Genomic DNA, 12,886 nt, shown 5'->3' with positions numbered 1-12,886 from the left:
AATGAAAAGACTCTACCAACTCTTACTCTCACTCACTGCTCTAGTAGCCCTTACCGCCTCAGCACAAAGCAACGATTGGTACGGCGATAAGTACTCCCTCTTTGTACATTATGGGCTCTACTCCATCCCTGGTGGCGTCTTTCAGGGAGAGCCAGTCACGAAAGGTTATTCGGAGCAAATCCTCACCTTCGGCATCGGCTTTAGCGACTGGTATGAAGCCTACACTCAACAACTTGATGCGGCAAAGTTCGATGCCCAAGAGATCGTCGCTTTGGCACAGAAGGGCGGTATGCGGAGTGTGGTAATGACCAGTAAACACCACGATGGCTTCTGTCTTTTCGATACCGAGACCACCGACTACAATGTGATGAACACCCCTACCAAGAGAGATCTCATTGGCGAGCTAGCAGAGGCGTGCCACCAAGCCGGTATCGGCTTCGGCATCTACTTCTCACTCATCGATTGGCACTACCCCTATGCGGTGCCCTTCACTTCGCACAATGCCGACCCCATCACCCCACCCCACCACCAATACAATATGGCTCAGGTGCGGGAGCTACTCACCAAGTATGGGCGAGTAGATGAGCTCTGGTTTGATATGGGAAGCCTCACCACTGAGCAAAGTGCCGAGCTCTATGCCCTCGTACATCAGCTACAGCCCGACTGTATGGTGAGCGGACGTCTCGGCAATGACTACGCCGACTTCTGCGTGATGGCGGACAATGAATACCCCGACTATCTGATGGCGATGCCGTGGCAAACAGCCGCCTCTATCTTTGATGAGACTTGGGGTTACCGATCGTGGCAAGAGAGGGGATCGGTAGAGGCAAAGGTGCAAGAGAAACTCGATGCACTGCTCAAGGTGGTTGCCTACGGTGGCAAGTACCTACTCAATATCGGACCGAAGGGCGACGGCTCTATCGTTCCTTTTGAGGCGGAGGTGATCCAGCGGATTGGCGAGGAGCTAGCCCCCTTTAAGGAGGCGATCTACCAGACCCACCCTGCCGCTACCCTCAACCAACTCGCCACACTGAGTGCCGATAAGAGCCAAAAGTATATCTTTCAGAAGAAAGGAACTCCCGCCCCTAAGGGTGCTCAGCTCATCGCCAGCAACACCTACTATCATCTCTACAAAACCAAGTATAGAGCACCAAAGCAAGAAGTAACTAAGGGGGCACTCACACCGCTCAATGCGGCACCGCTATTTGCCCACTCCTCGGCAGATTACTATGCTAGTTTCCAAAGCATCGTAGGCTATCAATGGAGCGTTCCTCGTGCCAAGAGCTACACCCTCACCTATACCGACAAGGAGGTAGGGAGGGAGATTCTACTCAATGGCAAGCCCCTAACCCTACAGCCCGAGAAAAGTACCACGATACCAACCCCTTCATACCAATGGGGTCCACTCGAAGAGTCACCTCAGAGAGGACGGATGGCGACTATCGCCAACAACCCAGAGTGGGTTCCCTCGCAAGCCGATTTACGACAAGGGGTCACACTCCCTATGGGCTTCAGTTCAGGACGATTATTCCGGCAAGCGATCACAGTAGACCAGGCAACCGAGTTACCCCTTACCCTCACCTACACCGATGGCATCCTCCTCTACCTCAATGGCGAATACATCGATGGGGCACTCCACCGAGAGGAGGGCAATGCCACGCTCCAGCTACTATTGCCTCTCCGAAAAGGGGAGAACCAAATCACGATTAAGCTCTATAATCGGTGGGCAAAGGCATCACACCTTCAGCTAGAGATCCCCACCACGTGGGTCGAGCACCAGCAACAGATCCGCCTACCCAAGGGCGAAGTAACACTCACTAAGCTATGGCAGGTGCCCCTCGCATCTCCTGCACATCTTTCAACACTCCGACTAAAATAGCATAACTACATAGACGTCACTACAGAGATGCAAAAACTTTATCAATGGTTGGGCTTCGACCCAAAGAAATACCACCTCAAGACCGAGATGATGGCAGGGCTCACCACCTTCCTCACCATGAGCTATATCCTAGCGGTCAATCCAGATATACTTAGTGCCGCTGGGATGGATCGAGGAGCCGTCTTCACCGCCACTGCACTCGCTTCGGCAGTCGGCACCCTCTTGATCGCCTTTATGGCAAAGCTCCCCTTTGCCCAAGCCCCAAGCATGGGTATCAACGCCTTCTTTGCCTTTACATTGGTACAAGCGATGGGCTATAGTTGGGAAGCCGCCTTGGCAGCGATCTTCGTGGAGGGTATCATCTTTATCCTCCTCACCCTCTTCAATATACGAGAGCAGATCGTGAAGTGTGTCCCTATCAATCTACGCTTCGCCATCTCCAGTGGTATCGGTATGTTCATCGCCTTTATCGGACTGAAGAATGCGGGGATCATCGTGAGCGACCCAGCCACGTTCGTGGCCCTCGGAGAGTTTACCCCTACCGCCCTCCTCGCTATGATGGGGATTATCCTCAGCGGAGTGTTGATGGTACTGAGGGTCAAAGGCGCCCTTTTCTACAGCATCATCATCATCACCATTGTCGGTATACCAATGGGGGTTACCCACGTGCCCTCCAGCTTTTCGGTGGTCTCAATGCCCCAATCACTAGAGCCTACCTTCCTAAAGCTCGACTTCCACGCGATCTTTAATGCAGATATGGCACTCACCATCTTTGCCTTGGTCTTTATGGATATATTCAATACCATGGGCACCCTCATTGGAGCGGCCGCCAATACCGAGATGATGGATAAGCAGGGGAATGTCAAGAATATCAAGCAGGCAATGATGGCCGATGCCATCGCCACCTCCACAGGTGCACTCTTCGGTACCTCTACCGTCACCACCTTCGTGGAGAGTGCCTCCGGTATTGCCGAAGGGGGTAGAACAGGGCTCACCGCCTTAGTGACCGCACTTCTCTTTGTGCTAGCACTCTTCTTCTCCCCACTCTTCCTCATCATCCCTTCCGCTGCCACCACAGGAGCACTAGTGATGGTAGGAGTACTGATGCTAAGCTCCGTGAGAGATATCAACCTCTCCGACCTTTCCGAGGCACTCCCCTGCTTCATCACCATGCTCACCATGGTACTCACCTACAACATTGCAGAGGGTATGGCACTCGGTATGATCAGCTTCACCCTAGTGAAGCTCTTCAGTGGCCAATACAAACAACTCAACTGGACCCTCGTCATCGTCACCATCCTCCTCATGATCCGCTACGCCCTCTAGCCAAAAGGGGGCGAAGATTTGGAGTTCTCCAAATAGTCCCAAAACGCCTTGTAGGAGGAGAGCAAAAGTTGAGATGCAACTAAGCAATCGGTTAGTTGCAACTAAGCAATCGGCGAGATGCAACAAAGCAAATGCTTAGTTGCATCTCAATTTTCGCTCTTATAACCATTTGATTTCTAAGACGATACAGATGGGTCGAAAGAGAATATCCAAGGTGGCCTCCAAAAATATGCTTGAGAGGTCAAACTAGGCTCATATCTCCGATTTGAATGAGCCAGTTCCGATAAAAAAATCCCCGCTGATCCATAAGGGTCAACGGGGATATTATCTATTTCGGGAAACGGTTATTGGCAGGAGGCAGGTAGGCCTCTATACCGCTTATCTATGGTATTAATTAGTCGCTCACGCAGAGGGAGGTAACTAATCTTTTCTAGCACGTCGCTCATAAAGGCGGCGGTGAGCATCAGCTTAGCCTCCATTAATGGGATTCCTCTCTGACGCATATAGAAGATTGCCTGCTCGTTGAGCTCACCGGTGGTCATACCGTGCGAACACTTCACATCGTCGGCATAGATTTCTAGCTGTGGCTTGGAAAACATCTTTGCCTGCTCTGAAAGAAGGAGGTTGCGATTATTTTGATACGCCTCGGTCTTCTGAGCATCAGGAGCAACGTAGATCCGACCGCAGAAAGAGCCAATAGAGGTATCATTCATGGTGTACTTAAAGAGTTGGTCGGAGTGGCAATTGGGACTGTTATGGCGTATAAAGCACCAGTTGTCTAGTCGCTTAGCATCGTCAAGCACGCCCAAACCATCGAGGTCAATAGAGGCTCGTTCGCCTATGAGATCGCAAAAGAAGTTGTTGCGCGTTGCTCCGTTTTGCACCGTGACATTATCCACAATCACTATACTATCCTCAGCTTGCTGGATATGGGTTTCCATAACACGCAGGCTGTGGGTGCTACTCTCCTCGATATTGAAGTAGCTAAACTTGGCTCCTCGATCCACATAGATCTCAATGGCACCGATATAGCCAGTCGCCTCCTCGTGATTCCCATGGTCGCAGAAAAGCAGTGTAGCTTCGCTCTCCGCCTCGGCAATCACAAGGATACGAGGGAAGGTAAGCGTCTGCCCCTGGTCTTTAGAAGAAGAAGGATAATGAATAAGGTGCAGAGGGGAGGGCAAGTGTACTCCCTCTGGGATATAGTAGACAAATAGGTCCTCATTATAGAGGCTATTGAGCTGGGTGAGGCGTGCCTCTTTGGTAGAGGGCATCTGATTATAATATCGCTCCGCCACCTCAGGATATTTGCTAGCGAACTCAGTGATTGAGCCAGCGAAGTAGCCCTGACCCTCAGCCGAAGATGCCACTTTTCCGCCAATCAAATAGGCTTGTACCACATCGGGATAGGTAAGTCGGCAAGCATAAGCCTTTGCTTCGGCCTCAGTAAGGCATGGGGCGGAAGAGAGTTGCCACTCCTTGGAGAGCCACTCATCTATCTTGAAATACTGGTAGTCCTCCCCACGGTAGATAGGTAGCCCTCGCTCCTGAAGGTACTCCCTAGCGGCTGCACGATCACGCTCTAAGAGCGGATGCGTGGGGGCAGGCTGGTACTGACTGAGGAAGTGCTGAGCGAGTGCCAGCTGTGCTTCCTTTCTCTTACTCTTTTTCATTCTGCCTCCTTCTCTTGCTCTTCTCTAATCCAGTCATAACCACGCTCCTCTAGCTCTAGGGCAAGCTCGGGGCCACCTGTCTTCACGATACGGCCATCGAGTAGCACGTGTACGATATCGGGCTTGATAAAGTCGAGTAGCCTCTGGTAGTGAGTAATCACAATCGCCGCCGTCTCGGGTGAACGAAGGGTATTGACTCCGTGTGCTACAATCTTCAGTGCGTCGATGTCTAGGCCCGAATCGGTCTCATCCAAGATAGAGAGAGCAGGCTGTAGCACAGCCATCTGGAATATCTCGTTACGCTTTTTCTCACCGCCCGAGAAGCCAACATTTACGGCACGTCCTGTGAGCTCGCTATTGAGCTCCACTAGCTTTTGCTTCTCCTTGATCAGTTTGAGGAATTCCGAGGCACTCATAGGGTGCTCCCCGCGTGCTACTCTCTTGGAATTCACTGCGGTGCGAAGGAAGTTAATCATACTGACCCCAGGGATCTCCACTGGGTATTGAAAACTCATAAAGATGCCCTCCTGTGCACGCTCCTCTGGCTCCATCTCAAGAAGGTTATGGCCATTGTAGAGCACCGAACCACCAGTTACCTCATAGCGAGGATGACCCGTGAGCACATTGGAGAGGGTACTCTTCCCTGCTCCATTAGGTCCCATTATAGCGTGTACTTCTCCAGCATTTACGGTGAGGTTGACCCCCTTCAAAATGGTCTTATCCTCAATCCTAGCATGTAGATCCTTTATCTGTAACATATATATCTCTTATTTTCTAGCAAACTTTAATTATCCTCTTCACTTCACTTAACCCACCGAGCCCTCTAGGGAGATCGATAGGAGCTTTTGTGCCTCTACGGCAAACTCCATCGGCAGGTTATTCATCACCTCCTTGGCATATCCATTGATGATAAGCCCCACCGCCTCCTCGGTAGGGATGCCCCTTTGATTGCAATAAAAGAGCTGATCCTCTGAAATCTTGGAGGTAGTCGCCTCGTGCTCAATGATACTGGTAGGATTATGCACCTCGGCATATGGGAAGGTATGTGCCCCGCACTTATCCCCTATCAAGAGGCTATCGCACTGCGAGTGGTTACGAGCATTCTGTGCACCGCTACTCACTTTGACCAGTCCTCGATAGCTATTCTCGCTTCTGCCTGCCGAGATACCTTTGGAGACAATACGGCTACGGGTATTCTTTCCGAGGTGTATCATCTTGGTACCGGTATCGGCTTGCTGGAAGTTATTGGTCACCGCCACGGAATAAAACTCCCCCACCGAATCATCTCCCTGTAGAATACAGCTAGGATATTTCCAAGTAATGGCCGAACCGGTCTCTACCTGTGTCCAAGAAATCTTGGAGCGGTCGCCACGGCAAATGCCTCGCTTCGTAACGAAGTTGTAGATACCTCCCTTACCCTCCTTATCGCCAGGGTACCAGTTTTGTACTGTAGAGTACTTCACCTCGGCATCGGTCTCGGCAATGATCTCCACCACCGCAGCGTGCAACTGATTATCGTCGCGCATGGGGGCGGTACACCCCTCTAGGTAGCTAACATAAGCCCCCTCATCGGCGACGATCAAAGTACGCTCAAACTGACCGGTGTTCATCGCATTGATACGGAAGTAGGTGCTCAGCTCCATTGGGCAACGCACCCCTTTAGGGATATAGACGAAAGAACCATCGGAGAAGACTGCAGCATTGAGTGCCGCAAAGAAGTTGTCGCGATAGCCGACTACGGTACCTAGATACTTTTTGATCAGCTCGGGATACTCCTTGAGGGCTTCGCTAAAGGACATGAAGATGATCCCTTTCTCTGCCAGAGTCTCCTTGAATGTAGTCTTTACTGAGGAGCTATCCACCACCGCATCCACGGCATAGCCAGCAAGCGCTTTACGCTCATTTACAGGGATGCCCAGCTTCTCAAAGGTACGCTCTAGCTCAGGATCCATCTCCTCATCATGACTTTTGCGTGCCCTGGGCTGTGCAAAGTAGATCACCTCCTGAAAGTCTATCTCAGGGATATCTAGGTGTGCCCAATCGGGTTGCTCCATGGTGAGCCAGTGGCGGTAGGCATCAAGACGCCGCTCCAGCATCCACTCGGGCTCTCCCTTCTTTTCTGAAATCAGGCGAATCGTCTCCTCGGATAATCCCTTAGGGATATACTCCGTCTCGACATCGGTAGTCCAACCATATTCATAGTCGGACTGCGTCACCTTGTCTATTATATCATCAAAATGTTCGCTCATATATTATTATATCGTGTCGGCGGGAGTTGCCTCCTTCGCCTTAGGTGTTAGATGTTGATTCACTTCCTTTTGGATTAACAGCCGTGTGGGGAGAATTGTTTCCCCAAACCGCACTATTTCGGGTGCGATGGTGGATTGTTGGGGTACGCCACCCCAGCCATACCGTGGACTGAGGGCCGAGTAGCAATTGAGCATCACCACCAGTGCCATGGTGGTGACAAGTAGTGAAAGTAGTGCCCCAGCCACCTTATTGAATATCCCTAGTGCCACACCGACGCCTTTAAAGAAAAACTTAAGGAGCAGGCGACTGAGGAGTTGTACCACCAGGAAAGCGATGAGCCACGTAATCCAGCCCATAGTTAGGGTCACCCCCTTTGCAGCAAATAGGTCGATAAGTACTTGGGAAGCAGGGTCGGCAAGTAACCACGCCAATACCCAGCTCCCCAATTGAATCGCTTGCGACATAAAACCGCTCCTATAACCCCTCAGGATAGCTATCCCAAGAAGCAATAGGAGCGTAATATCCAACCAATGCATATCTTTCGATTTCTCTAGTTGTCCACTTCTGAGCTAGTATGTTACTTGCTCGTAAAAAGATAGATGAGGAGTGCTCTGTGCGCCTCCCTCATGTGGAGAGAGGAGCGACCTCTGTATTAGGAGAGCTTACGCTCTACCTCCATCTCCTCGTAGGCCTCAATGATATCTCCGACCTGTACGTCGTTGTAATTCTCTATATTAAGTCCGCACTCTAGGCCAGCGACCACCTCCTTAGCATCGTCTTTGAAGCGCTTGAGCGACCCGAGGGCACCAGTGTGCACCACCACACCATCGCGAATTACACGCACCTTATCGGTACGAGACACCTTACCCTCCACCACATAGCATCCGGCAATGGTACCCACCTTGGATACCTTGAAGGTCTCGCGCACCTCGATATTGGCAGTGACACGCTCCTTGATCTCAGGCGAAAGCATACCCTCCATAGCGGTGGTGACATCATCAATCGCATCGTAGATGATAGAGTAGGTACGGATCTCTACCCCCTCAGCCTCAGCCAACTTCTTAGCCCCTTGTGCAGGACGCACCTGGAAGCCGATGATGATAGCGTCTGAAGCCGAAGCGAGGATCACATCACTCTCAGAGATCTGTCCGATGCCCTTGTGAATGACATTCACCTTGATCTCATCGGTAGAGAGCTTCACAATAGAGTCCGAAAGTGCCTCTACCGAACCATCCATATCTCCCTTGACGATGATATTGAGCTCCTGGACATTACCCTCGGCAATACGACGGCTCAGGTCCATTAGCGATGGCAAGTGCTGCGTCCGCTCTCTCTGCTCACGTTTGAGCTGACTACGGCGAGTAGCTATCTCCCTAGCTTCCTGCTCGGTATCTAGCACATTCATGATCTCACCCGCCTGAGTAGCACCATTGAGTCCGAGCACCTTTACTGGCTCAGCAGGCCCCACCGACTCTACATTCTTTCCACGCTCATTAAAGAGTGCCTTGACCCTACCAAAGTTGGAACCAGCCAAGATATGATCCCCCACATGGAGAGTTCCCTCTTGTACCAGCACCTTGGTGGTGTAGCCACGGCCTTGCTCCATAGTACTCTCCAGCACCGAAGCGACTGCCTTTTTATTTGGATTGGCCTTAAGGTCCATCATCTCCGCCTCAAGCAATACCTTTTCGAGTAGCTCTTGGATACCGATATTCTTCTTTGCAGAAATCTCTTGGCTCTGATACTTACCACCCCAATCCTCTACGAGGTAATTGAGATTGGCCAACTCCTCCTTTATCTTATCTGGATTGGCGTGTGGCTTATCAATCTTATTGATGGCAAAAATGATTGGAGTACCAGCGAGTGATGCGTGGCTCAAAGCCTCCTTTGTCTGTGGCATCACACCATCATCCGCTGCCACTACGATGATCACGATATCGGTTACCTTGGCACCTCTCGCACGCATGGCGGTAAAGGCCTCGTGCCCTGGAGTATCTAGTAGGGTAATCTTGCGACCATCCTCGAGGGTAACGCTATACGCACCGATGTGCTGCGTAATTCCTCCCGCCTCCGTCTTAATCACGTCGGCATTGCGGATAGCATCCAATAGAGACGTCTTACCATGGTCTACGTGACCCATCACCGTTACGATCGGAGCACGTGGCTTCAGATCCTCCTCAGAGTCCTCTTCCGTCTCAATCATATCTAGCACCTGAGCCTCTACGTACTCAGGTGTATATCCATACTCATCAAGGATGAGGTCAATGGTATCCTTCTCTAGTCGCTGATTGATAGAGACCATCATACCAAGGTTGAAGCAGAGCATGATGATATCATTAACAGGGATATCGATCATCTGTGCCAAGTCATTGGCGGTTACATACTCAGTGAGCTGTAGTGTCTTATCCTCTTGTAGTGCCTGCTCCTCGGCATCAATCTCACGACGGTGTGCTTCGCGCTTCTCCTTGCGATACTTAGCAGCTTGGTTGGTAGACTTCCGTCGTCCACCTTGGATAGCCGCCATTGTTTCCCTGATCTGCTTCTGGATATCCTCCTGTGTAATCTCAGGCTTCTCCTCTTGCTTAGCTTTGCGCTTGGCTTTGCGTCCTTGCTTTTGCTGAGCCTTATTGTTGTTATTATTGTTGCGATTGTTACCTTGCTGAGCTCCACCTTGGGCACCTTGTCCCTTATTAGTAGCGCCTTGCTTGGCCTTGCCTCCTTCGCGACCTTGTTGCTTCTTACCTTCCTGCTCAACATTGACCTTACCACCGCGGATGCGCTTACGCTTCCTTTGCGACGACTTCTTCTTCTCATCAAATGAAGAGAGGTCAATCTTACCCACTACCTTAATCTCCACCTCAGGGGTCGTGAGCAACTTCACGTTGTCATCTTTTGGCTCTTCGGCTTTATCAGATATAGCCTCGGGCGCCTCCTTCTTAGGGGTCTCAGCCTTAGGAGCCTCGGTCTTAGGAGCTTCCTTCATAGGAGCCTCGGCCTTATGAGATTCCTTCTTAGGAGTCTCGGCCTTGGGGGCTTCCTTCTTGGGAGCCTCAGCCTTGGGAGCCTCAGCCTTGGGAGATTCCTTCTTAGGAGCCTCAGCCTTGGAAGCTTCCTTCTTGGGAGCCTCAGCCTTGGGAGCTTCCTTCTTGGGAGCCTCAGCCTTAGGAGTCTCCTTCTTAGGAGCCTCAGCCTTGGAAGCCTCCTTCTTAGGAGTTGGTCTCACCACCTCGTTATTCTTATCAAGCTCCACCTTTCCCAGCACCTTAGGTCCCTTCTCAGTCTCTTTTAGCTGAGCTTTTTCCTGCTTGGGGTTCTCCTTTTCCTTCACCTCCTTTTCGGATGCAGTTTTTTCCTTTGCGTCCGACGTAGGTGCAGAGTCCTCAGTATAGCTTTCAAGTAGTTTGGTGCGTTCCTCCTTTGGAAGTTCATTTCCATACTCATTTACCACATCCCTCAATTGGTCTGTGGTCAGTTTGCTATTGACATTGTACCGCTTTGAGTCATCTTTCTCGTTGAGGTACTCAACGATGGTCTTAAATCCGACTCCTAGCTTCTTAGCTATACTATTTACTTTTATGCTGGGCATATTCTCCTTTCCTCCTTAAGCTCTATATTACTTCTCCTCCTCTTCCTCAGTAGCTACTGGCTCTTCCGTAACACTCTCTGTACTCTCCTCGTCGTAAGGTGCATAGTATCGTGGATCCCGCTCTGGGAGGTGTCCATATTGATCCTTAGGCAACTCATGATCGTCAAACTCCGTCATGAGCACCTGCATCACATACTCTATCGTACTCTCCTCCAGGTCAGTGGCACGTACCAGCTCTTCCTTGGTATGGCGAAGCACCGACTTAGCTGTATCACAACCGATGCCCTTGAAGGTATCAATGACCCAATCATCTATCACATCATCAAACTCAGTGAGATAAAGGTCAGATAGGTCGGTTGTCTGAGTCTCGTCACGGTAAATATCTATTTCATAGCCAGTGAGCATTCCGGCTAGCTTGATATTCTTACCGCCCTTACCGATGGCCTCTGAGATTTGATCCTTATCGAGATATACGTCGGCACGCTTTGACTCCTCATTGAGGTGCACTTCCATATTCTTTGCTGGAGCGAGTGCTCTCTGTACAAATAGCACTGGATTACTAGTGTACTGTACCACGTCGATGCTCTCGTTACAAAGCTCCCCAACTACTCCTTGGATACGACTTCCACGCACACCCACCACAGCACCTACTGGATCGATACGCTCATCGTAGCTCTCCACAGCCACCTTAGCCTTTTCGCCAGGGATACGCGCTACTGCTTTGATGGTTACTAGCCCATCCTGCACCTCCGGCACCTCACGCTCGAATAAGCGCTTCATAAATAGGTCGGATACACGGCTCAGGATGATCTTAGGGTTGTTATTATTGTACTCCACCTTATCAATGATAGCACAGATACGATCGCCCTTCTTGAAGCGATCGCGTGGAATGGCAAGAGACTTAGGCAGGATCAGTTCATTCTCCTCATCATCCATAAGGAGCACCTCCTTTTTCCAAACTTGGTAAATCTCGGCATTGATCAGCTCGCCCACTCGCTTGCTATAATTGGCGTAAAGGGTATCCTTCTCCAGCTCCATCACCTTACTAGAGAGTGATTGCTTGAGATTGAGGATGGCACGGCGACCGAACTTGGCAAACTTCACCTCGTCCACATACTCCTCACCTAGCTCCATATCGTCCTCCCCTAGAGCACGAATCTCGCTGATGGAGACCTGTTGCATCTCATTCTCCACCTCACCATCTGGCACCACAATGCGGCGACGCCAAATCTCTAGATCCCCCTGGAGAGGATTGACGATGATATCGAAGTTGTGGTCGGTGCCGAACATCTTTGCGATCACATTACGCAAAGACTCCTCCATCACCTTGACCATTGTATCCTCGTCAATATTCTTTAGGCCCATATATTCGGTAAGGGCCTCCATCATCGTTGGTTCCTTTTTCTTCGCCATTGTATATTAATATGTATCGTGCTGTGTTGGGATAATCACCGAGCCAATGCATCTTAGCTCTCCTACCGCTCACATCTCTCTTATTTATACTTTTAGTAAATAGGTGGCTTGCTTTACCTCCTCATACTTCAAGGGCAATTGATGTACCACCTGTTGCTTCCGCCGTGCTCCCTCGGGCTTCTCCATCCGGATCACCTCGAGCACAAAGCCCTCCTCATCGGCACTGACCAAAACACCCTTTTCCTTCACTCCCTTCTTAAGTAGCACCTCCAGTTCCTTACCAATAAACTTCCGGTAACGTCTCACACCCACAAGTGGAGTGGTAAGGCCTGCACTAGAGACCTCGAGCTCAAAGTCTTCCTTCTCTCTATCCAGTCCTGCCTCAATGTGCTTGGTAAGTGCTACAATGGTGTCGATATCTACTGGCTCGCTATCGTGATCCACCTCCACCTCGATACGATTTGCTCCTTTCACCTCTGCCTTTACGAGGAAAAACCCTTCATGCTCAGCAATAAATGAAGCCACCAATGTCTCTATGTCTCTTATCTCTATCATAAAACTAGATATACGCAAAGATGAGAAGACTGCTTGTCAGAGTCCCCTCATCAACCATTCCGCCACAAAGGTACAAAAAATATTGCTATTGGGTGAATCTTAGGCCATTGAATATGGAGGGGGTGACGCATCAGAGGGTTTAATTGCGTTGATATAAGAGAAACGAGCACCCGAGGGTGCTCGTTCATCACATTTAACCATCCA

Annotated in this window: 9 protein-coding genes; 2 read left to right on the top strand and 7 right to left on the bottom strand. The window is 50.5% G+C overall.

Annotation, left to right across the window (positions count from 1 at the left end):
• Position 1 precedes the first annotated feature (1 nt).
• Together MWL85_RS00430 and MWL85_RS00425 are read left to right on the top strand one after the other, a co-directional pair.
• Positions 2 to 1,879: an alpha-L-fucosidase gene (locus MWL85_RS00430; RefSeq protein WP_244400889.1), complete on the top strand. Its 1,878-nt coding sequence runs from the start codon at positions 2 to 4 to the stop codon at positions 1,877 to 1,879.
• A gap of 27 nt (positions 1,880 to 1,906) precedes the next feature.
• A complete protein-coding gene (locus tag MWL85_RS00425; protein ID WP_244400887.1) occupies positions 1,907 to 3,205 on the top strand; it encodes an NCS2 family permease in 1,299 nt (432 codons plus the stop codon).
• 344 nt (positions 3,206 to 3,549) lie between these two features.
• On the opposite strand, the gene MWL85_RS00420 is transcribed toward MWL85_RS00425, so the two are convergent.
• The 7 genes from MWL85_RS00420 to rimP form a co-directional block, all read right to left on the bottom strand.
• Complete coding sequence (locus tag MWL85_RS00420; protein ID WP_244400886.1) at positions 3,550 to 4,878, bottom strand: SufB/SufD family protein; 1,329 nt, start codon at positions 4,876 to 4,878, stop codon at positions 3,550 to 3,552.
• Positions 4,875 to 5,636 carry a Fe-S cluster assembly ATPase SufC gene (gene sufC / locus MWL85_RS00415; RefSeq protein WP_018028723.1) on the bottom strand — a complete coding sequence of 254 codons (762 nt, stop codon included), beginning with the start codon at positions 5,634 to 5,636 and terminating at the stop codon, positions 4,875 to 4,877. The genes MWL85_RS00420 and sufC overlap by 4 nt, the downstream gene beginning before the upstream one ends.
• Before the next feature lie 48 nt (positions 5,637 to 5,684).
• Positions 5,685 to 7,127, bottom strand: a complete 1,443-nt coding sequence (gene sufB, locus MWL85_RS00410) for a Fe-S cluster assembly protein SufB (protein ID WP_018028722.1) — start codon at positions 7,125 to 7,127, stop codon at positions 5,685 to 5,687.
• A gap of 6 nt (positions 7,128 to 7,133) precedes the next feature.
• Complete coding sequence (locus MWL85_RS00405) at positions 7,134 to 7,664, bottom strand: CvpA family protein (RefSeq protein ID WP_070707077.1); 531 nt, start codon at positions 7,662 to 7,664, stop codon at positions 7,134 to 7,136.
• 116 nt (positions 7,665 to 7,780) lie between these two features.
• The gene (infB, locus tag MWL85_RS00400) at positions 7,781 to 10,714 is read right to left on the bottom strand and encodes a translation initiation factor IF-2 (RefSeq protein WP_244400884.1); all 2,934 of its coding nucleotides are present in this window, start codon (positions 10,712 to 10,714) and stop codon (positions 7,781 to 7,783) included.
• Positions 10,715 to 10,741: 27 nt separating this feature from the next.
• Positions 10,742 to 12,127, bottom strand: coding sequence for a transcription termination factor NusA (gene nusA / locus MWL85_RS00395; protein ID WP_021903020.1), 1,386 nt, complete (start codon positions 12,125 to 12,127; stop codon positions 10,742 to 10,744).
• Positions 12,128 to 12,211: 84 nt separating this feature from the next.
• On the bottom strand, positions 12,212 to 12,682 hold the full coding sequence (rimP, locus tag MWL85_RS00390) for a ribosome assembly cofactor RimP (protein ID WP_018029309.1): 471 nt from the start codon (positions 12,680 to 12,682) through the stop codon (positions 12,212 to 12,214).
• Positions 12,683 to 12,886 lie beyond the last annotated feature (204 nt).

Origin of the sequence: Porphyromonas somerae, from assembly GCF_022845615.1 — a bacterium.
Taxonomy (GTDB): domain Bacteria; phylum Bacteroidota; class Bacteroidia; order Bacteroidales; family Porphyromonadaceae; genus Porphyromonas_A; species Porphyromonas_A somerae.
This window is presented reverse-complemented; position numbering and strand designations above follow the sequence as displayed.